The organism is Streptomyces sp. NPDC004539, assembly GCF_040610055.1.
Lineage (GTDB): Bacteria > Actinomycetota > Actinomycetes > Streptomycetales > Streptomycetaceae > Streptomyces.
On sequence record NZ_JBEXLS010000004.1, the window covers coordinates 15223 to 35894 of the forward strand.

Annotated in this window: 21 protein-coding genes; 10 read left to right on the forward strand and 11 right to left on the reverse strand. The window is 71.1% G+C overall.

What is annotated here, in order from left to right; genetic code table 11:
- Positions 1–177: 177 nt before the first annotated feature.
- A complete protein-coding gene (locus ABZX85_RS09540; RefSeq protein ID WP_355864231.1) occupies positions 178–603 on the forward strand; it encodes a transglycosylase SLT domain-containing protein in 426 nt (141 codons plus the stop codon).
- 10 nt (positions 604–613) lie between these two features.
- On the opposite strand, the gene ABZX85_RS09545 is transcribed toward ABZX85_RS09540, so the two are convergent.
- A complete protein-coding gene (locus tag ABZX85_RS09545) occupies positions 614–1849 on the reverse strand; it encodes a cytochrome P450 (RefSeq protein WP_355864233.1) in 1236 nt (411 codons plus the stop codon).
- A 166-nt stretch (positions 1850–2015) separates the two neighbouring features.
- Between ABZX85_RS09545 and ABZX85_RS09550 the strand changes: the two genes are divergently transcribed.
- On the forward strand, positions 2016–3185 hold the full coding sequence (locus ABZX85_RS09550) for a steroid 3-ketoacyl-CoA thiolase (RefSeq protein ID WP_355864235.1): 1170 nt from the start codon (positions 2016–2018) through the stop codon (positions 3183–3185).
- 17 nt (positions 3186–3202) lie between these two features.
- Here ABZX85_RS09550 and ABZX85_RS09555 read toward each other — a convergent pair whose 3' ends face one another.
- Positions 3203–3394 carry a DUF397 domain-containing protein gene (locus tag ABZX85_RS09555; RefSeq protein ID WP_355864237.1) on the reverse strand — a complete coding sequence of 64 codons (192 nt, stop codon included), beginning with the start codon at positions 3392–3394 and terminating at the stop codon, positions 3203–3205.
- Positions 3363–4202, reverse strand: a complete 840-nt coding sequence (locus ABZX85_RS09560; protein ID WP_355864239.1) for a helix-turn-helix transcriptional regulator — start codon at positions 4200–4202, stop codon at positions 3363–3365. The genes ABZX85_RS09555 and ABZX85_RS09560 overlap by 32 nt, the downstream gene beginning before the upstream one ends.
- Positions 4203–4305: 103 nt before the next feature.
- On the opposite strand from ABZX85_RS09560, the gene ABZX85_RS09565 reads away from it, so the two are divergent.
- On the forward strand, positions 4306–4746 hold the full coding sequence (locus ABZX85_RS09565) for an ATP-binding protein (protein WP_355864241.1): 441 nt from the start codon (positions 4306–4308) through the stop codon (positions 4744–4746).
- 50 nt (positions 4747–4796) lie between these two features.
- On the opposite strand, the gene ABZX85_RS09570 is transcribed toward ABZX85_RS09565, so the two are convergent.
- Entirely contained in the window at positions 4797–6863 is a 2067-nt protein-coding gene (locus ABZX85_RS09570) for a bifunctional glycosyltransferase 87/phosphatase PAP2 family protein (RefSeq protein ID WP_355864243.1), read from the reverse strand.
- Positions 6864–7202: 339 nt separating this feature from the next.
- Between ABZX85_RS09570 and ABZX85_RS09575 the strand changes: the two genes are divergently transcribed.
- Together ABZX85_RS09575 and ABZX85_RS09580 are read left to right on the forward strand one after the other, a co-directional pair.
- Positions 7203–9041 carry a DUF2330 domain-containing protein gene (locus ABZX85_RS09575; RefSeq protein ID WP_355864245.1) on the forward strand — a complete coding sequence of 613 codons (1839 nt, stop codon included), beginning with the start codon at positions 7203–7205 and terminating at the stop codon, positions 9039–9041.
- A 119-nt stretch (positions 9042–9160) separates the two neighbouring features.
- Positions 9161–9832: an O-methyltransferase gene (locus tag ABZX85_RS09580; protein WP_355864247.1), complete on the forward strand. Its 672-nt coding sequence runs from the start codon at positions 9161–9163 to the stop codon at positions 9830–9832.
- Between the two features lie 158 nt (positions 9833–9990).
- On the opposite strand, the gene ABZX85_RS09585 is transcribed toward ABZX85_RS09580, so the two are convergent.
- Positions 9991–10383 (reverse strand): hypothetical protein, encoded by a 393-nt coding sequence (locus ABZX85_RS09585; RefSeq protein WP_355864249.1) that lies wholly within the window; start codon positions 10381–10383, stop codon positions 9991–9993.
- A 141-nt stretch (positions 10384–10524) separates the two neighbouring features.
- Between ABZX85_RS09585 and ABZX85_RS09590 the strand changes: the two genes are divergently transcribed.
- Entirely contained in the window at positions 10525–10968 is a 444-nt protein-coding gene (locus tag ABZX85_RS09590) for a DUF1992 domain-containing protein (protein WP_355864251.1), read from the forward strand.
- Between the two features lie 61 nt (positions 10969–11029).
- Here ABZX85_RS09590 and ABZX85_RS09595 read toward each other — a convergent pair whose 3' ends face one another.
- Positions 11030–11527, reverse strand: a complete 498-nt coding sequence (locus tag ABZX85_RS09595; RefSeq protein WP_355864253.1) for a hypothetical protein — start codon at positions 11525–11527, stop codon at positions 11030–11032.
- Between the two features lie 13 nt (positions 11528–11540).
- Positions 11541–12173, reverse strand: a complete 633-nt coding sequence (locus ABZX85_RS09600; RefSeq protein WP_355864255.1) for a hypothetical protein — start codon at positions 12171–12173, stop codon at positions 11541–11543.
- A gap of 192 nt (positions 12174–12365) precedes the next feature.
- Between ABZX85_RS09600 and ABZX85_RS09605 the strand changes: the two genes are divergently transcribed.
- Entirely contained in the window at positions 12366–12857 is a 492-nt protein-coding gene (locus ABZX85_RS09605) for a GNAT family N-acetyltransferase (protein ID WP_355864257.1), read from the forward strand.
- Here the strand turns inward: ABZX85_RS09605 and ABZX85_RS09610 are convergent.
- Positions 12850–14874 (reverse strand): MDR family MFS transporter, encoded by a 2025-nt coding sequence (locus ABZX85_RS09610; RefSeq protein WP_355864259.1) that lies wholly within the window; start codon positions 14872–14874, stop codon positions 12850–12852. The two genes, ABZX85_RS09605 and ABZX85_RS09610, sit on opposite strands and share 8 nt — an antisense overlap.
- A 185-nt stretch (positions 14875–15059) precedes the next feature.
- Between ABZX85_RS09610 and ABZX85_RS09615 the strand changes: the two genes are divergently transcribed.
- Positions 15060–16187, forward strand: coding sequence for a peptidoglycan-binding protein (locus ABZX85_RS09615; protein ID WP_355864261.1), 1128 nt, complete (start codon positions 15060–15062; stop codon positions 16185–16187).
- 123 nt (positions 16188–16310) lie between these two features.
- On the opposite strand, the gene ABZX85_RS09620 is transcribed toward ABZX85_RS09615, so the two are convergent.
- Positions 16311–16985 (reverse strand): HAD-IA family hydrolase, encoded by a 675-nt coding sequence (locus ABZX85_RS09620; protein WP_355864263.1) that lies wholly within the window; start codon positions 16983–16985, stop codon positions 16311–16313.
- Between the two features lie 174 nt (positions 16986–17159).
- Positions 17160–17741 carry a TMEM165/GDT1 family protein gene (locus ABZX85_RS09625; protein ID WP_355864265.1) on the reverse strand — a complete coding sequence of 194 codons (582 nt, stop codon included), beginning with the start codon at positions 17739–17741 and terminating at the stop codon, positions 17160–17162.
- A gap of 398 nt (positions 17742–18139) precedes the next feature.
- Here ABZX85_RS09625 and ABZX85_RS09630 point away from each other — a divergent pair, with 398 nt between their 5' ends.
- Both ABZX85_RS09630 and ABZX85_RS09635 read left to right on the forward strand, forming a co-directional pair.
- Positions 18140–18784: an HNH endonuclease family protein gene (locus tag ABZX85_RS09630; protein WP_355864267.1), complete on the forward strand. Its 645-nt coding sequence runs from the start codon at positions 18140–18142 to the stop codon at positions 18782–18784.
- 79 nt (positions 18785–18863) lie between these two features.
- On the forward strand, positions 18864–19247 hold the full coding sequence (locus ABZX85_RS09635) for a DoxX family protein (protein ID WP_355864268.1): 384 nt from the start codon (positions 18864–18866) through the stop codon (positions 19245–19247).
- A gap of 935 nt (positions 19248–20182) precedes the next feature.
- Here the strand turns inward: ABZX85_RS09635 and ABZX85_RS09640 are convergent.
- Complete coding sequence (locus ABZX85_RS09640; protein ID WP_355864270.1) at positions 20183–20368, reverse strand: hypothetical protein; 186 nt, start codon at positions 20366–20368, stop codon at positions 20183–20185.
- Positions 20369–20672: the final 304 nt, after the last annotated feature.

Here is a 20672-nt window from a genome sequence, read left to right on the forward strand (position 1 = left end):
TACGAATGCGACTAAACCTAGTAAAGGAGGTGTTTGCGGGCGCCACCCCCAGCCTGCTTCTCTGGGTGACGTCGCACGGCGCCGACAAGCCTTCACGGGCCTCGGCGCCGCCGCTTTGCCGGAGGTGAGACTCCCCCGGCGCGAGCGACCGCCCTGTCCCCGAAGAAAAAGGTCCCCGTGTCCTTCGCTGCCGTCCGCCGCATCGCCCTGTCCCCGAAGAAGGCCCTCAGCACCGCCGCCGTGGCCACCGCCGCCGTCGGCATGGCCCTCACCGCGGCCCCCGCCCACGCGGCGACCGCGTCCGCGGACTCCGCCTCCGAGGCGAAGACGATCGCCAAGCAGCTGATCCCGGACACGGCCCAGTACGACGCGTTCGCGCACATCGTCGAGCACGAGTCCGGCTGGGACGTCGACGCGACGAACTCCTCCTCCGGCGCCTACGGCCTCGTCCAGGCCCTCCCCGGCTCGAAGATGGCCTCGGCCGGCTCCGACTGGAAGACCAACGCCGCCACGCAGATCAAGTGGGGCCTGGACTACATGAACTCGCGTTACGGCAGCCCGGCCGCCGCGTGGAACTTCTGGCAGTCGAACGGCTGGTACTGAGCCGTCCCGCTCAACCGGCGCTGACCCGGAGCTCCTTGACACCGTTGATCCACGCCGACCGCAGCCGCCTGGGGTCCTCGACCAGTCGAATCCCCGGCAGCGCGTCGGCGATCGCGTTGAAGATCAGGTCGATCTCCAGCACCGCCAGTGACTTCCCCAGACAGAAATGCGGACCCCCGCCTCCGAACCCGAGGTGGGGGTTCGGGTCTCTCGTGATGTCGAACGTGTCGGGGTTGTCGAAGACCTCGGGATCGTGGTTGGCGGAGGCGTAGAACAGCCCCACCCGGTCCCCCTCCTTGATCTTCTTCCCGCCCAACTCCGTGTCCTGCGTGGCCGTTCGCTGGAACGACACGACAGGGGTGGCCCAGCGGACGATCTCCTCGGCGGTGGTCGAGGGCCGCTCGCGGCAGTACAGCTCCCACTGCTGAGGGTGCGTCAGGAACGCGTGCATGCCGTGCGTGATCGCGTTGCGCGTCGTCTCGTTCCCGGCGACGGCCAGCATCAGCACGAAGAAGCCGAACTCGTCGGAGTTCAGGTTCCCTTCGTCCTCGGCGGCGACCAGCGTGGAGACGATGTCCCGTGCCGGGCACTTCTTCCGCTCGCCGGCCATGTTCATCGCGTAGGCGATGATCTCGGCGGCGGACTGCTGCCCGACCTCCTCCGTCACCGCGTACTCGGGGTCGTCGTAGGCGATCATCTTGTTGGACCAGTCGAAGATCCGGTCCCGGTCGTCCTGCGGGATGCCGATCAGCTCGGCGATCGCCTGGAGCGGCAGTTCGCAGGCCACCTGGGTGACGAAGTCGAAGGGCTCCGAACTGCCGCTCACCGCTTGGCAGATGGTGTGCGCGCGGGTGCGCAGCCGGTCCTCCAGCGCGCGGATCGAGCGGGGGGTGAACCCGCGCTGGACGATCTGGCGGACCCGGGTGTGCTCCGGCGGGTCCATGTTCAGCATGATCAGGCGCTGCGCCTCGATGGACGAGCGCTCGATGTGGTCGTTGAAGCGGATGATCGCGGTGTTGACGGAGGACGAGAAGAGTTCGGGGTGGGTCGAGACGTACCGGACGTCGGCGTGCCGGGTGACGGCCCAGTACCCCTCGTCCTGGAAGCCCGCGACATTGCCCGACTGCGGTATCCAGCGCACCGGTTCGACGCTGCGCAGTTCGGCGAACTCCGGGAGGGGTACTCGGGAATGCAGCAGGTCGGGGTCGGTGAAGTCGAACCCGTCGGGAAGCGCTGGACAGGGCATGAGACAGCTCCCGCCATCTGACGGCTCATCAGAAATAGGTGCGGTGACCGTAGTTCAGGGCGCTTGAGGCTGCAAGACCCTTGCGGTGACGTACGCCACATCCGCAGACTGGCAGGCAGAACTAGAACACGTACTAGTTACTCGGCCCCGGAAGGAATCCGCACCCATGGCCGCCGAACCCGTGATCGTGGAAGCAGTCCGCACCCCCATCGGCAAGCGCGGCGGCGCGCTCGCCAACCTCCACCCCGCCTACCTCCTCGGCGAGACGTACCGCGAACTCCTCGGCCGTACCGGCATTCCCGCCGACGCGGTCGAGCAGATCGTCGGCGGCGCCGTGACCCAGGCCGGCGAGCAGTCCGCCAACCCCGTGCGGACGGCCTGGCTGACCATGGGTCTGCCGTACGAGACCGCCGCGACGACCGTCAACTGCCAGTGCGGGTCCTCCCAGCAGGCCGCGCACATGACCGCCAACATGATCGCGGCCGGGGTCATCGACGTCGGCGTGAGCTGCGGCGTCGAGGCGATGTCCCGGGTGCCGCTCGGGTCCGCCTCCAAGCACGGGCCCGGGAAGCCGTTCCCCGACGAGTGGAACGTCGACCTGCCGAACCAGTTCGAGGCGGCCGAACGGATCGCGCGGCGGCGGGAGTTGACCCGCGAGGACGTCGACGAGCTGGGGGTGCTGTCCCAGCAGCGGGCCGGGGCGGCCTGGTCCGAAGAGCGCTTCAAGCGGGAGACGTTCGCCGTACAGGTCCCTACGACGGAGGAGGAACAGACCGCCGGACAGGGGATGTGGCGGCTCGTCGACCGTGACGAGGGGCTGCGCGACACATCGTTCGAGGTGCTCGCGGGGCTGAAGCCGATCATGCCGACCGCCGTCCACACCGCCGGGAACTCCTCCCAGATCAGCGACGGCGCCTCCGCGATCATGTGGGCGTCCAAACGGATGGCGCGGGCGCTGAAGTTGAGGCCGCGGGCTCGGATCGTCGCCCAGGCGCTGGTCGGTGCCGACCCGCACTATCACCTGGACGGGCCGATCGACGCGACCCACGCGGTGCTCGGGAAGGCCGGGATGTCGCTCAAGGACATCGACCTCGTCGAGATCAACGAGGCGTTCGCGTCAGTGGTGTTGAGCTGGGCGCGGGTCTTCGGCCAGGACCTGGCGAAGGTGAACGTCAACGGCGGCGCCATCGCCCTCGGGCATCCCGTCGGCGCGACCGGGGCCCGTCTCATCACGACGGCTCTTCATGAACTGGAGCGGTCCGACAAGGAGTTCGCGTTGGTCGTGATGTGCGCGGGGGGTGCGCTGGCGACGGGGACGATCCTTCAGCGGCTCTGACGTCAGCGACTCTGACGTCAGCGACTCTGGGTCCAGGTGACGAACTCCGAGAACGCCGTGGGGTGGAGGGTGAGGTGGGGGCCTGCGGGGTTCTTGGAGTCGCGGACGGCTATGTGGGCGAGGGGGGGTGAGGCGATCTCGACGCAATCACCGCCCTGGTCGCCGCTGTAGCTGGACTTACGCCACAGAATCTCCGTGCTCCGCGCCATAGCGTTCCTCCATCACCCGCCGCATCAACTCCGCCGAGTCCTTGATGGAGTGTGCGGCGGCTTGCAGATGATCGTAACGGAGCGAGCAGTCCTTGACGGTGTCCGGGTTGGCAGTGGGATGGCCATCGCCATACCCCTCGGTGTAGACGATGGACGGGTCGTCCGCGAAGCGGTAGACGTTGAACGAACCCTGTGATCCGGCGTGCGCGCCCGCCGTGAACGGCAGGATCTGGATGTTGACCTTGGGGTTGTCCTCGAAGGCCAACAGATGCGCCAGTTGCTCTCGCATGACGGCGGGGCCGCCGATCTCCTGGTACAGGGCGGCCTCGCTGACGATCGCCCAGAAGACCGGCGGGTCGGACTTCTCCAGGATGCGCTGGCGGGCCAGCCGCGCGCTGGTGCGGTTGTCGAGGTCGACCTGGTCCAGCGTGCCGAGGGTGGCGCGTGCGTACGCCGGGGTCTGGAGGAGGCCGTGGATCATGCCGATCTGGAAGGTCAGGATCTCGACGGCCCGTGCCTCCAACTCCGCCACCTGCTGAAACCAGGACGGCAGTTGTGAACGGAGCACCAGGATGACGAGGCGGGAGAAGAAGCCGTCCGTGTTCAGCGCCGCGTCGAGGCGCTGGCTGAAGTCGAGGGTGGGGACCTTGCGGGCGTTCTCGATCTGGCCGATCAGGGAACCCGTGAAGTTGACGATGTCGCCGAGCTGGCCTTGCGTGAGCCCCGCCGCCTCACGGAATCGGCGCAGCTCGAAACCGTAGTAGTCGAGCGGCGACGCTCCCGGGTCGAGAACGTTGATGTGGGTCACCCAAGTCCCCTCTCTGGCACGAAGTTTCGACAACCCGCGAACAACGGGACGGGTTGTATTCAGTTGATAGCCCAGAGTAGGGAAGAGGGTCCAGGCTCGTACCGTGAACGAACACTTTCCCCCCTTCTTGGTGGGTCCGCTCTTCCCCACGTACTGCCTGATCCTGACGGTCGGCGACCACTCCCCGCGCCACATCCGCCGCATCACCCGCACGCTCCTGAAGGAGTGGGGCACGGAAGAGGTCACGGACGCGGTCGAGTCGGCCCTCACGGAACTGGTCACGAACGTCCACCGCCACGTCCCGGACCGCCGCTGCCAGATCCTCCTCCTCCGCCAGCCGAACGCGATCCGCGCGGAGGTGACGGACCCGATCCCCCAACTCCCCACCCTCACCCCGGACATCTCCCCCGACTCCGAGTCCGGCCGCGGCATCCTCATCCTCGACACCATCACCGACAAATGGGGCACCACCCCAACTCCCCAGGGCGGCAAGACGATCTGGTTCGAGTGCGCGACCCCGATGGACCTGGACGACATGCCCTGAAGTCCCGGCCCCTCTTCCAGCTCAGCGGAATCCGGGACTCGGCCAGGCGGTTAGCTCGGAGAAGGGGCGGCGACGGGCTTCTCCGGCTCCCTGTCCTGTTCCTCGGTCGCCACCCTCGCGGTCAACCGAGCCCGAGGCCCCATGAACAGGTACGACAGGCCGAAGCCGCCGGCGACGACGGCTGCGCCGCCGACCGCGTCGAGGACCCAGTGGTTGCCGGTGGCGACGATGGCGGAGACGGTGAAGAGGGGGTGGAGGAGGCCGAGGGCCTTCATCCACCATTTGGGGGCGACGATGGCGATGACGAGGCCGCACCAGAGGGACCAGCCGAAGTGGAGGGACGGCATGGCGGCGTACTGGTTGGTCAGCGCGGTCAGCGTGCCGTAGTCCGGCTTCGAGAAGTCCTGGACGCCGTGGACCGTGTCGATGACGCCGAGGTCCGGCATGAGGCGGGGCGGCGCCAAGGGGTAGAGCCAGAAGCCGACGAGGGCCAACAGAGTGGCGAAGCCGAGGGACGCTCGGGCCCAGCGGTAGTCGACCGGGCGGCGCCAGTAGAGGATCGCGAGGACGGAGAGCGGGAGCACGAAGTGGAAGGACTCGTAGTAGAAGTCGAAGAAGTTCCGCAGCCACGGAACACCGACGACCCAGTGGTTGACCGCGTGCTCGATGTCGATGCGCAGGAACCGCTCGATGTCGAGGATCTGCTGGCCGTGCTCCTCGGCTCGGACCCGCCCCGCGGAGTTCGAACCGCCGGTCGCCGCGAGCCGGACCTTCTGGTACGCCGCGTACGTGACACGGATGAGGAGGAGTTCGAGGAGGAGGTTGGGGCGCGTCAGGACACGGCGCAGGAACGGCAGCAGGGGCACCCCGCGCAGCCGCGCGGGCACGGGCGCCGCGTACTCCGTCGGCGTCGGCGCCGCGTACAGCGGGTCCTTGCGGGACAGGAACGGCAGGAACGTCGCGGCGGCGATCGCGGCGAACAGCACGATGTTGTCGCGCACGGGGTACAGCGCGGCCATATTCGGCAGCATCATCTTGGCCGGAAGCGTCATCACCAGGACGACGGCGACGGGCCAGACGTACCGGTCGGAGGCCCGCTTCCCGACCCGCCCGACGACGGCGAGCAGCACCCACAGCAGCTGGTGCTGCCAGGTCGTCGGTGAGACGGCGACGGCCACGCACCCGGTGATCGCGACGGCGAGCAGCAACTGCCCGTCGCGCGCGTAGCGCACGGCACGGCGTACGCCGAGGACCGCGACGACGGTGCCGAGCGCAAGGAACAGGCCGATTTCGAGGGGCCCGGTCAGCCCGACGCGCAGCAGCGCGCCGTGCAGGGACTGGTTGGCGAGGTCGTCGGCCTTGCCGCCGAGGCCGGTGCCCGCGATGTGGTGCACCCAGTACGTGTACGAGTCCTGCGGCATCGCCGCCCAGGCCACCAGCGTCGCCCCCGCGAACGTACCGACGGCCGTCGCGGCGGCCCGGCGCCTGCGCGTGAACCACAGGAGCGCGGCGAAGAGCAGGACGGTCGGCTGGAGGGCGGCGGCGACGCCGATGAGGACCCCTCCGGCGTACCGCCCGCGCGCGACGAAGCAGCCGAGCAGGACGAGCAGCACCGGGATGATGCTGGTCTGGCCGAGCCACAGGGTGTTGCGGACGGGCAGGGAGAGCATCAGGAGGCTGATCGCGACGGGGGCCGCGAGAAGGGCCGTACGGCGGCTCACGGGCTGCGGGAGCGCCTGGGCGACGACGACGCCGAGGGCCGCGACGAGCAGCAGCGTCCCGAACGTCCAGCCCAGGCCCAGGGCGTGTTCCGCGGACCTGGTGAAGGACTTGAGGACGAGGCCGCCGAAGGGGGTGCCGGTGAACTGCGCGGAGTCGTACAGCGAGCCGTTGAAGTGGAGCACGCCGTCGTGGCCGAACCAGAGCTCCAGGTCCGTCAGGCGCTCCCCGCGCGGGGTGGACAGGATGACCGCGACCTGGCGGACGGCGAGGACCGCCGCGAGCAGCCAGAAGCCGATGCGGGCCACGCGCAGACGCGCCTGTCGTGCGTCCGCGGGGTCGGCCGCGGTCGCCCCGAAGGGTTCCGTCGGTCGTCCGCTGTGCTCCGCATTCGCCACGGCTGGTTGGCCTCCCGCCCCGTTCGTTCGGTTCTGCTTGTCTGGTGATTCTCCCGGAGGCCCACCAGGGGTTTCCTCCGGACGAACCCTACGGGTACGCCCCTCCCCCTGACAGAGACGCAGGTCACCCCTGCTTCACCTGGCAGCCCATCTCGTTTTGTCCGGAAGACGATAGTGCGTGTCAGGCGCGGCCATGCCCCCGGGGGCTGTTTTCGCCCATCTCATGGGCGTGATTTGAATCGGGCGCCGAACGGAACACCCGCTCCGCCCGTACCGTCGTAGACCCGCGCGGGTCATGGCACTACGGGTAGTGACGGATGACTACGGAGGGCTTCGAGCATGGTGGTCGGTTTTCCGGTGGTCGGCTGTCCGTGGAGACGATCAGGAGCGGCGAAAGGTTCATCCGCGTCCTCACGCGCGCGTGCGCTCGTCGTTCTCCTGCTGCTCGCCGTCCTCCAGCCGGTGGCGCCCGCGTACGCCGGTGGCGCGCTGATCGGCGCCGACGACCGCCGTCTCGCGGTGACCCGGGAGGTCTCCGTGATCCGCTGGGACGGCGCCCAGGAGCAGATCGTGACCCGGCTGACCGTCGCCGGGGACACCCCGGACGCGGCCTGGCTGATGCCGGTCCCGAGCCGGGCCACCGTACGGCTGGGGGACCCGGCGCTGCTCGAACAGCTGACGGCCGCGACGGCGCCGTCGTACCGGACCCGGCGGCACTTCTGGCCGCAGGACGGGGACTGGCCCCTGACGTCCGGTACCGGCCGGGGTCCCGAGCCACCGCCGCCGCCCGCCCGGGGCCCCGGTGTCGGCGTCGTCGCGAACGGCCGCCTCGGCCCCTTCGACGTGGCTCACCTGTCGGCCACCGACCCCGCCGCGCTCGCCTCCTGGCTCCGCACGAACGGCTTCGCCCTCCCCGCGGGCCTCCAGGACGCCCTCCAGCCGTACGTGGCGCTCCGCTGGCAGTACGTCGCGATCAAGCTGGCCCCGGCCGCCGCCGGTGCCCTCAGCGGCCCCCTGGACCCCCTCCACGTCACGTTCGACGCGAAGACGCCGGTCTACCCGATGCGGCTGTCCTCGACGCCGCGTTCCCTGTCCCTGTACGTCCTCGCCGCCCACCGCATGGAACCGGTCTCCCCGGTCGGCGGCTCCCGCCCGCGCGTGACGTTCGCCGGACGGGTCGCCTCCGACTCCGCCCCGCTGTCGACGTTCTCCCGGCAGACCCCGTACGTCACCGTCGTCGCCCAGGAGTTCCCCGGTACGACCGTCACGGCCGACCACGAACTCCGCCGCGCCGCCACGGACGCGCCCGTCCAGCAGGTCGTCTACGCCGACCGCCTCCGCACACTCGCCGGTGTCCCGGCGTGGCTCCTGGCCGTGACCGCGGCGATCCTCGCGCTGGCCGCGACGGCGATCAGGGTGGCCGTACGCGTGCGTGGGGGCCCGGGAGGGCGGACGGGCCGACGGGAGCAGGCACCGGGGGACGCGCCCGCGTCGGCTCCGCAGTCCGCCACGCCTTTCACCATCCCCGCACCATCAGAAGGGAACACGGCACCCATGACCGGCACCACGGAGGAGCCCCGCCCGATCGGCCTCACCACGCGCGTGACCGACGCCCTCGACGCACTACGCGCGCGCGTGCGCAGTGCCTCGGGGGACGCCGGGCGCCCGCGCGCGGGGGTGGACGGGATACCGCCGATGCCCACGGAGGCGCCGACCGTGGGGGTGCCGCCCCGGGCGGGGAACGGGGTTCCGGGGGGTGGCGTTTCGGGGAGCGGCGTTTCGGGAGTGGCGGAGGACTGGGCTTCGGAGGTGCAGGGGGCAGTGCCGCGGGAGGAGGTCTTCTTCGGTGCGGAGAGCGCGTACGACGTTCCGCCGATGCCGGAGACCGCACCCACGGTCGGCGTCCCGGCGTCCCCCCGGGTCCCCCCGATGCCGAGTACGGCGCCGACGGTCCCCCCTGTCCCCTCGTACGCCCCTTCCGCCCCCGCACCCGCCCCGGACGACGGCGGTACGGCCCATCTGTTCACGTCTCCCGTGGACGTCCCCCACGCCGCCGTGCCTTCGGGGCTCCACAAGTACCCCTTCTGCGCGCCGCCCCTGAACCAGAACACCTTCGGTACCCGCCAGAAGCACCGGCGTGTGTCCCAGGTGCCGCGCCAGGGCCGGGGGTTGGGGTGAGGGCGGGTCGCCGCGGCTGACCCGAACGGGTGAATCGGCCGGGCGGAGGGCCGGGGCGGGAACTGGGGTGGCGGGGGTGCGCGTTGGGCTGGGCAGGACGTGTGGAGAGGCAGGGGACCGTGAGCGAAGAGCGGGTCTGGGCAGCGGTGGACGGGTACTTCGAGGAGGAACTGGGCCTCAGGGACGAGGTGTTGGCGGCGGCGCTGCGGGAGAGCGAGGCGGCCGGGCTGCCGCCGATCAGCGTGTCGGCCGGTCAGGGGAAGCTGCTTCAGCTGCTCGCGGAGATCCAGGGGGCCCGCCGCGTCCTGGAGATCGGGACGCTGGGCGGGTACAGCACGATCTGCCTGGCCCGGGCCCTCCCGGCGGACGGCAGGCTGATCACCCTGGAGTACAGCCGTGCGCACGCGGACGTCGCCGAGCGGAACATCGCGCGGGCGGGGCTGGACAAGATCGTGGAGGTCCGGGTCGGCGAGGCCCTCACCTCCCTCCCCCTCCTGGCCGACGAGAACCCGCCCCCCTTCGACCTGGTCTTCATCGACGCGGACAAGGCGAACAACCCCCACTACGTGGAGTGGGCCCTGAAGCTGACCCGCGCCGGCAGCCTCATCGTCGTCGACAACGTCGTCCGCGGCGGCAAGGTCGTCGACCCCGGCAACCCCTCCCCCGACATCCAGGGCACCCGCGCCGCCCTCCACCTCATCGCCACCCACCCCCGCCTCACCGGCACCGCCCTCCAGACGGTCGGCACCAAGGGCTACGACGGCTTCGCCCTGGCCAGAGTCCTGCCCTGACCGGCGTCACCGAAGGCGCACCGGGGCACTGGAGGTCCACGCGGCCCGGCGGTCCGGCTCCCGCGACGTCTCCGGCCGCTGAGCCAGGATCACGGTCCCGGCGGGCGGGTCGTGAGGCCGGGACCGTGGGGGCTCAGCCCTCGTGGACAGTTGGGGGCTCAGCCCTCGTGGTAGAAGCCGACGTTCACGCTGCGTGGGCTGGTGCGGTCGGTGATGACGATCTCGCCGGAGCCGCCGCGGGGGAGGGTGAGGGTGGTGCCGTAGGAGATGGGCTGGGCGTACTGGCCGGAGAGCAGGCGGACTTCGGAGGAGGGGTCGTCCTGGGAGCCGCGCAGCCAGGTGACCTGCCAGACGCCCTCGGGGCCGCAGAGGAACTCCAGGTGGACGCGGGAGACGAACAGCCAGTCCTGAGGGGTGACGAGCCGGCAGACCGAGGTGTCGCGGCCCACTCGCAGCACCGCCCCCGGTTCGCTGGGCGCGTCGGCCATGAGCATCCCTGCCGTGGCCCCCTCCTCCACCGCGGAGACGGAGGCCATGGTGAGTTCGAGCACGTGCGTTCCCCTTGTGTCCGCCGGACGTCCGCCCGGCATGTCCCAACCCCCCGGACGCCGGGTTCACAGCGTCCGAAACGGCATTGCACAGCGGCGGAATGATAAATCGCCCGGCCGCATCGCGTCCGGCACAATGGACGCATGACCGAGCGAAAGCCACCGGGCGTGCCGTTCGACTCCTGGGTGGACAGGCAGATCCAGGACGCGCAGGCCCGCGGGGAGTTCGACGGGCTCACGGGCGCGGGCAAGCCCCTCCCGGCCGGCGTCGACTCGTCGTACGACGAACTCTGGTGGATCAAGCGGAAGATGGCCCGCGAGGGTCTCTCCGCGCTCCCGCCGGCCCTGGCCCTGCGCAAGGAGGCGGAGGACGCCCTCGCGGCGGCGCTGGCCGCCCCCTCGGAGTTCACGGTCCGCAAGATCCTCACCGACGTCAACGTGAAGATCCGCGACATGATGTTCCGCCCCCCGCCCGGCCCGCCGCTCGGCAAGAAGCCGTACGACGTCGAGGCGGTCGTCGAGGAGTGGCGCGAGCGCAGGCGTACGCCCCCTGCGGACCCCGGCCGCCCTACGGCGGCCGACGCCTGAGGGGGCGCCACCGAAACGCCGGGCCCCGGAAACACCGAGGTCTCCGGCCTCGCCGCCGTCCTCAGACGCGCAGCAACCGTTCGCACAACTCCCGGTAGTCCCGCATCGCCAGCCGAAGCCGCTCGGTGTCCCCTTCCCCGGCCGACCCTCCGACCGCACCTCCGCCCCCGCCCTGCCAAGCCCCCCGAACCGTCCCCCGCCGCCTGGCGATCGCCTCGCTGAACCGCGCCGCCAGCTCCTCCAGCACCCGGTCCGCCTCCGCGACCGCCTCCCGGGGCTCGTCCACGAACCCGGTCAGCGCCTGCCGCATCCGCTGCTCCAGCTTCTCGCACTCCTCCCGCGCGAGAAACGGGGCGCCGGCCCCGTAACCACTGCCGCTGCCACTGCCACTGCCACTGCCACTGCCACCAGGCTTCCGCACCGCAGACGTACCGTCCCCGAGCGGCACCTCGCCCTTGCGGATGTCCGTCACCTTCGTGACCTCCTCCTTCCGCGCACCCGAGACACCCGGCGTACCCGGCGTACCCGACGCCCCCTGCGTTCCCCTGTCCTCACTCATCCCTCACCCCTCCTCACTTGGCCTGAATCCGCTGAAACACCGCCGGTACCCGCCCGGTTCGCCCGGCCCCCGCCTTCTTCTCCGCACCGCGCGGCGCGCTCCGCGCCAACCCCCGCGGCTCGCCCAGCAGTTCCCGGAACAGCGCCCGCCCCGCGAGGACGGCCTTGCGCGCGTCCTCGGTGTCGGTGCCCTCCTCGCCGGACACGTACCGGACATGCCGGTACCCGTCGACGTGCGCGGCGTGGTGCACGGCGAGCGCGGCGACCTGCTCGTCGAAGTCCTCGGCCCGCGGATACCCCCGGGCACCCGCCAACTCCCCGATCAGCCGGTCGACTTCGGCGGCGGCCTGCCGGGGCGACTCCACGAACAGCTCCTGCGCGGCCCGCCACCGCTCCTGGTACTTCTCCTGCTCCCCGGCGTCGAGGGACCGCTCCCGCAGCCCCCCGTGCCGCTCGACGAGGGACGTCAACTCCCGTTCGGCGGCGCGGACATCCCCGTCGTGCCGGGCCACGGCCCGCCCGTACTCGGGCCCGAACCGCCGCTCCAGGGACCCCCCGCCTCCCGTGCGACGCACTCCGAGGAAACCCGCCGCGACAACGACGACCGCGCCGATGACGATCAGTACGACGATCACGCCTGTGGACATGGCTGCCTTCCGGTGTAAAGGCCCAACGGGCCGGTTCCTCTTCCGAGTTGCCCGTAAAGCGCCCGGCAAACAAGCCCACGCGCCGAGCCCACCCGTCCGGCACGCGCACCCGGCCCACCCGTCAAACCCCGCCCAGCCGGCCCGCGTATATCGCTTGCGACCCCGCCACGCCTCCTCCCGAGAATGACCCCCATGCCCTGGACGATCACCCCGGAACCCCCCGACTCCCCCGCCGCCACGGCCCTGTGGCGCGCGTACTACACGGAGGTGAGCGACCGCTGGTACCTCCTCCACGAGGGCCGCCCGACCGACCCCGCCGAACTGGAGCGCGAGATCCACGCCCGCACCGGCGCCGAACTGGCCCCGCCGAAGGGGCGGTTGCTGGTGGCCCGGTACGACGGCGCGGCGGCCGGCACCGCCGGGGTGCGCCGACTCGACGCGGACACCGCCGAGTTGACCCGCGTCTACCTGCTCCCGGCGCTGCGCGGCAAGGGCGGGGCGGCGCTCCTGGTGGCCGCGGCGGAGGACACCGCACGCGCGTGGGGAGCGACCCGCATGATCCTGGACACCCGCGCGGACCTGGTGGAGGCGAGGTCGCTGTACGCGCGCCTGGGCTACGCGGAGACCGCCCCGCACAACGACGACGTGTACGCGGACCACTGGTTCGGCAAGCCTCTCACGTGACGGCTCCCGGCCCCTCCCGCACCGACCCGCACAACTCCCCGTTCAACTCCTTGACCAGCCGCACGAGATCGGTCGGCCGCCCCGGCCCCCACCAGTCCCCCAGCAGCTCCGCGAGCGACTCCTCCCGCGCCTCCGCGAGCCGCTCCGCCACCTCGCGCCCCCGCGCGGTGAGAGACAGCTGCACCCCCTCCCGCCGGGCCAGCCCGCTCTCCTCCACCTGCCGGGCCCCTTCGATGACCACGGCGAGCGGGACCGGGCTCCGCTCGGCGAGCCGGCCGGGCTCGACGGTCCCGTACTTCCTGATCCGCAGGAGTATCCAACTGGCCGCCGGGAGAAGGTCGTAGCCCGCGCGGGCGGTGATCGTGCGGTAGATCTCCCGGCGCCCCTCCCGGGTACCGAGCACGGACAGCGCGCGGCACACCTCGTCGTACGAGGACCGCTCGACGGGGTTGCTGGCGAGGGTCTGGGTGACGTCCGGCGCGGTGACCGAGCCGCGGAGGCGGTCCTCCTTGAGGAACCAGGCGAGGAGGAAGCCGAGGAGGGCGACGGGTGCGGCGTAGAGGAACACGTCGGTGATGGAGGAGGCGTAGGCGTGGACCGCCGGTGGCCGCAGGGCGGGCGGGAGTTCGGCGATGCCGCGCGGGTCGGATTTCAGCGTGTCGGCGCTGAAGCCCGCCGGGAGGCCCTGAACTCCCGTGAAGGCCGAGGTGAGTTTGTCGGAGAGGCGGCTCGCGAAGACCGTGCCGAAGACGGCGACGCCGAAGGACGCGCCGATCGAGCGGAAGAAGGTCGCGCCGGAGGTGGCGACGCCCAAGTCCTCGTAGGAGACCGCGTTCTGGACGATCAGGACGAGGACCTGCATGACCAGGCCGAGCCCGAGGCCGAAGACGAAGAAGTAGGCGCTCATCTCGCCGGTGGGGCTGTTCTCGTCGAGGCGGTGCAGGAGGAGCAGCCCGAGGGTGGTGACGGCGGTGCCCGCGACGGGGAACACCTTCCAGCGGCCCGTACGGCTGACGATCTGGCCGGAGAGGGTGGAGGAGAGCAGCAGCCCGGCGACCATCGGCAGCATGTGGACGCCGGACATGGTCGGGGAGACGCCCTGGACGACCTGGAGGAACGTCGGCAGGTAGGTCATCGCGCCGAACATCGCGAACCCAACGATGAAGCTGATGACGGCGGAGAGGGTGAACGTCCGGACGCGGAACAGCTTGAGCGGCAACACCGGTTCGGCGGCCCGGCGTTCGACCGCGACGAAGGCGACGGCGAGGACGACTCCGAGCACCAGCAGGCCGGTCACCTGGACCGAGCCCCACGCCCAGGTCGTCCCGCCGAGGGAGGCGACGAGGACGAGGCAGGTGGCGACGGAGGCGATCAGGAGGGTGCCGAGGTAGTCGATGGTGTGCCGGGTGGTGCGGCGCGGGATGTGCAGGACGGCGGCGATGACGGCGAGCGCGACGACGCCGACGGGGAGGTTGACGTAGAACACCCAGCGCCAGCTGAGGTGTTCGGTGAACAGGCCGCCGAGCAGCGGGCCGAGGACGCTCGTCGCGCCGAAGACCGCGCCGAACAGGCCCTGGTAGCGCCCGCGTTCGCGGGGTGGGACGAGGTCGCCGACGATCGCCATCGACAGGACCATCAACCCGCCGCCGCCCAGGCCCTGGAGTGCCCGGAATGCGATCAACTGCGGCATGTTCTGGGCCGTTCCGCAGAGAGCGGAACCGATCAGGAAGAGCACGATCGCCGTCTGGAACAGTCGTTTTCGGCCGTACTGGTCACCGAGCTTGCCCCACAGGGGGGTCGCGGCGGTGGAGGCGAGGAGATAGGCGGTGACGACCCAGGAGAGGTGTTCCAGGCCGCCGAGGTCGCTGACGATGGTGGGGAGGGCCGTGGAGACGATCGTCTGGTCGAGGGCGGCCAGCAGCATGCCCAGCAGCAGGGCGCCGATCGACACCAGCACGTTTCCGCCGATGTGTTCGCGCTGGGGATCGCGTGCGGCCGTCCGTGCGTCCAAGGACATGGAGACCTCCCTCGGCTCTCGTGTCCCCTCCATGGTGGTGGGTGTCACCCGGAACGTCCTGTCGAGACCGGGGGGAGGGGCTTTCCGGCCATTCCACGGGCTGTGACGTGTGGTGCCATGGGGGCGTGCCATGACTGTGGAGGATCTGCATAATTTCCGGAGTTCCCACGGGGAGGGGTGAAGGAGTGAACGAGCCGACGGAGCGCGCGGGGCCGGACGGGGCGCGGAAGCCGTACGGGCACCCCTGTCCGGAGTGCGGTGCGCTGCGGGCCGCCGACAGCACGCCGTCCTGCGACTGCGCGCGGCGGGCCGCCGAGGCGCTGAAGGAGGCGCGGCTCGCGGACGCCGCCGCGGCGGAGGACTTCGACCCTCTGCGGATTCGCCCCTACGTGGAGCTGGCGGGCACGGCCGGCGCCCCGGCGGCGGGCGGCATCAAGCCACCCCCGGACGCGACGATGCGCCTGCGGGCCGTCCCCCCGGGCCTCACCCCGGCCGCGCCGTCCCCGGACGCCACCGCGACGGCCCCGCTCCCGAAGATCCCGGGCACGGGCCCCACCGCTCCCCGTACCCCCGGAGAGCCAGGACCCCGTAGTACCGGCGGAGCGCAGGCGTCCCGTAGTACCGGAGAGCCAGGGCCCCGTAGTACCCCCGGGCCGTCCACGCCCCGTAGTACCGGAGAGCCAGGAGCCCCCGAAGCGGAGGCCACGGAACCCGGCCCCCGCCGCCGCAGGACGATCCTGCTCGCGACGAGCGGCGCGGTCGTCGCCGTCCTCGCCGCCGCCGGCTTCGCGACGGGCCTGTTCGCGTACGACGCCCCCGCGCGCGACGACTCCCCGCCGGAGGACATCCGCGCGGCGGTCCCGGCGCCGTCCACCACCGCCGTCTCCGAGCCGTCGGCCCCGGCGCGCACGGTCGACCCCGCCCCGGTCTCCGACCCGCCGACCCCGTCCGAGAGCGCGGCCCCCTCGCCCTCCCCTACGCCGACCCGGGCCTCCGCCTCGCCGTCCGCCGCCGCGAGCGGGCCCTCCGCCGAGGTGTCCCCCTCCGGCGCGGCCGGCGACGAGCAGGCCCAGGTCCCGAGCCTCACGGTCGCCGTGCTGCGGCGCGGCGACACCGGCTCCGAGGTGCGGGAACTCCAGCTGCGGCTGACGCAGACGGGCCTGTACACCGAGGCCGCGGACGGCGTGTTCGACGAGCAGGTCGAGGTGGCTCTCAAGGAGTACCAGCGCTCCCGTGACGTCACCGGTGACGAGCGCGGGGTGTACGGGGCGGTGACGCGCGAGCGGCTGGAGAAGGAGACCAAGGAGCCTTGAAGGAGTGAGACTCCCGGCGGGGAACCGTCGGACCAGGGGCGCACGTCACTCGGCCCGTCGGCGGGGGTGTCCACCCGGCAGCGGTGACCTCGGGCTTCGGTGTCGCCGGCGTCGTACGGATGGTCAGGGGCGCGGGGCGCGGATGTGGAGGCGGATCTCGTCGGGGGTGATCTCGACGGCGATCTCGCGGAGGTCGCGTACGACGATGTCGGCGGGGTGGGCGGCGGCGCGTTCGCCGACGCCGACGACGCGCATGCCGGCGGCCTTGCCGGCCTGGATGCCGGCGCCGGAGTCCTCGAAGACGACGCAGTCGGCGGGGGCGACGCCCAGTTCGGCGGCGGCCTTCAGGAAGCCCTCGGGGTCGGGTTTGCTGGCGCCGACGGACTCGGCGGTGACCCGCAGGGCGGGCAGCGGGAGGCCGGCGGCGGCCATCCGGGCGGTGGAGAGGGCGACGTCCGCCGAGGTCACGAGCGCGTGCGGGACGCCGGCGAGGGCGGAGAGGAACGCGGGGGCGCCGGGGACGGGGACGACGCCGTCCATGTCGGCGGTCTCCTCCGCGAGCATCCGCGCGTTGTCCGCGAGGTTCAGCTCCACGGGCCGGTCGGGCAGCAGCACGGCCATCGAGGCGTGGCCCTGGCGGCCGTGTATGACCTTCAGGGTCTCGTCGCCGTCGAGTCCGTGCCGGTCGGCCCAGCGCCGCCAGATCCGCTCGACGACCGCGTCGGAGTCGACGAGGGTGCCGTCCATGTCGAGGAGGAGTGCGCGAGCGGACATCACCACGGGCTCGGGGACCGACATGCACCACTCCAGACAACCGGGGCCGGGGAACCAAGGTGGTCCCGCCCGCCGGTCAGGGAGAACGAGCGGGAACCACTTTGTTTCTCTACGGTACAAAACGATTCCGCTCCCCGCCACCACCCCGCGAGAACTTCACCGGCCGTTCAGCCGGACCACCCCCGGGCCGCCGGGACGTCAGCCGGCGATCGCCTCCCACAGGCTCCAGACACCGAGGCCCAGCATGAGCAGTGCCGCGATCTTGGTGATCAGGACGAGGGGGACGCGCTTCATGAGGGCCTTGCCGCCGACGATGCCGAGCCCGGCGACGGCCCACAGGCCGAGGACGGCGCCGAGGCCGACGGAGAGCGGGTCGTCGTACCGGGCGGCGAGGTTCGCGGTCATGATCTGGGTGAGGTCGCCGAACTCGGCGACCAGGATGAGCATGAAGCCGGCGCCGGCGACCTTGAGGAAGGACTGGTCCTCGGGCCTGCGGACCTCCTCCTCGGCCTCGTCCTTCCTCAGCAGCAGCATCGCGGCGCCGCCGAGGAAGAGGACGCCGGTGAGGGCGTGGACGAGCTGCTGGGGCAGGAGGGTCAGGACGCTGCCGGCGGCGACCGCGAGGACGACGTGGACGAGGAAGGCGGCGGCGACGCCGGCGAAGACGTACGAGGCGCGGTAGCGGGTGCCGAGGATCAGTCCGGCGAGGGCCGTCTTGTCCGGGAGTTCGGCGAGGAAGACGACGCCGAAGACGAGCGCCGCCACGCTGATGCTGATCAAGGTTCCTCAATCGGTCGGGGACTGCCCCGCCGAGAGCGCTGAGCCTTCCGTACGAAGACACCTCGGCAGGGCAGTACACATGGATGTGCACTGCTTGCCGAAGGTCTCGCTGGCGAACCCCTGAGGACCCCTAGGGGGTCTCGGGAGCTGCCTCCGGGCGCCGGCTCAGGCGAGCTGAGCAGTGTGTCGACGGTCCGGCGAAGAGCTACTCCCCTTCTGCGCCGTCCATCGTACGCGACCCCGCCGACGGGGTTGTAGGGACCAAAGTCCCCCGCACCCCTTGTCTTGTCATGTGCGCGTCACTAACTTCTTACCGCGCGCTCACCTCACCGCAACACGGCCTCGCGAGCATTCCCTCGCCCCCCGCTACAACGCCCCCACAGATCACGGGAGTTCGCATGCGAAAGTTCTACGCGCGTGGACGGCTCAGCATACTCGCCGCTCTCACCGGACTCATAGCCTCCGTCGGTGTCCTCAACGGCCCGACGGCGTCCGCCGCGCTCCCCACCCCCGTCAGCGGCGCCACGGCCCGCAGCTACCTGTCCCAGCTCACCGTCGCGACCGAGAACCGCACGGGCTACGACCGGGACCTCTTCCCGCACTGGATCACCATCTCCGGTACCTGCAACACGCGTGAGACCGTCCTCAAGAGGGACGGGTCCAACGTCGTCACCAACTCCGCCTGCACCGCCACGAGCGGCAGCTGGTACTCCCCCTACGACGGGGCCACCTGGACCGCCGCGTCCGACCTCGACATCGACCACCTCGTCCCGCTCGCCGAGGCGTGGGACTCCGGCGCCAGCGCCTGGACCACGGCCCAGCGGCAGGCGTTCGCCAACGACCTCACCCGGCCGCAGCTCATCGCGGTCACCGACAACGTCAACCAGGCCAAGAGCGACCAGGACCCGGCCGAGTGGATGCCGTCGGTCACCTCCTACCGCTGCACGTACGTCCGCGCCTGGGTGCAGGTGAAGTACTACTACGACCTGTCCGTCGACTCCGCCGAGAAGTCGGCGCTGACGAGCTACCTCGCCAACTGCTGATCCGACGCCGGGAGATGTCACGGCGCGGGGTCCTGTCTCGTCTCGGGGAGCGCAACGCTTCCCCGTGAAGGAGTGGACGATGGACCTCGCGCTGTGGATCTCGGCCGTACTGCTCGCTCTCGTGGCCCTCGCCGGAGGGGTCACCAAGACGTTCGTCCCCCGGCAGAAGCTCGCCGCCGCACAGGGCGGGGGCTGGACCGGGGACGCCACGGACACGTTCGTCCGCTCCCTCGGCATCCTCGAACTCCTCGCCGCCGCAGGACTGTTGCTGCCCGCGATACTGAACGTGGCACCCCCGCTCGTACCGGTCACCGCCGTCTGCTGGGCACTCCTCATGACCGGCGCGATGATCACCCACGGACGCCGGGGCGAATCCGCCCTGGCCGCCCTGAACCTGGTCTACCTCGCCATCGCCGTGTTCGTGGCGTGGGGGCGGTTCGGTCCCGCGCCGTTCGGCGGCTGAGGGGACGGCCGTCGGACGCGGGGCAGGCCGCAGGGTCCCGGAGCCACGCCTGCTCCGTACGCCGCCTCGACCGTTGAAGGGCGCGGGCCCGGCCGGGGTACGCCGCCTTCACGACTCGGCCGAGGCCGACGCGTTCACGGCGGCGACGGTCACCGGGAGCTCGGCCGACGTGCCGCGTGCATCCGCCGGGAGGGGTACGCCGGTCCGTGGCCGCCCGAGCCTCCGCTCGCCTGTCCGCGCGAGGACCCGGCCGGGGCAGCGGAGTCGGCCGGTTCCACGTCGGCCACCTCGTCGTCGCTCCAGGAACGACCGAGCCCGCTCGCCGGTGGAGGCCGTGTTCGCGCTGCGCGAGGTTCTTCGGTCTCCCGGTCTCCCGGTCTCCCGGTCCCCGAAGTCGCCGGGGCGATATGGCGGTCGGAGTCCGCGTGCCGCTGACTCGCCGTCCGGGCACAGGGGTATGTGGTCGTCGGACCGGGCCCGCTTCACGACGGCCCGTTCGGAACCCGCCGCGCTCACGGCCCGGTTCTTCACGGCGCCTCGCGAGGGGGACGCACCCGGTCCGCGGGGGCTGCCGGTGGCCGGTGGCCGGTGCGCCGATGGTCGGCGTCGGCGGGGCGGGGGCAGGGGCGGGAGGGAGGGAAAGTGTCGCGGCTGTTCGGGGCGGTCCGCTTCCCTCGGACGGCGGGCGTGCGGGTGGCGTGCAGCCGTACGTGGTGAACGGCGGGCCGGGCGCGGTCATCCAGGGTGCGGGCGGGAGGGTTCCGCACGCACTGATGTGACAGGGCGTGAATGACAACGTTATCCACAGGTGGCGCACAATTTCTTGCCGCCGACATATTCACACGCCATGGGGATACTTTTGGGTGCGTTTGGTCTCGCATCCCCATGGCCGTATGAATTCACTGCGCCGTACACGCGGTCCCCCGCCCGGGATTTCAGGAACCGGTGCTGTTCCAGTCGGGTGTGTAGACGACGGCTTCGGAAGAGTCGCCCGCGCGGCTGACCGAGTGGGAGTGCCCGGCGGAACCGAGGACGAAGGTGAAGGCCGCTACGGCGAAGAGGGCCAAGAGGGCGGCGGTACGGAGGAGGCTGTTCTTCAACTCGCTTACCTGGCAGTGCATTTGGGTATTCCTGTCACTCAAGGTCTGGCTGACGGGAACACTCTCACCGGAGCGCGTCAGTAGAGGATCAGCGGACGATGGACGGACGATCTACGGAGGCCGAATACCGGGCAATTCACCCCGGTGCGAGATTCCGAACGAGACATGTTCACATGTTCACCCGTTCCACAATTCGCCCCTTCACCAGTAATCCCACGGTCAATCACACCTACCGAGAGAAAACATCCCGCCACGACTGCTTGAAGCTGCAAGCTCTCGGGCTAGGATGATCCGCGCGGCGCTCGGTTCGACCAGAGAGGTGACC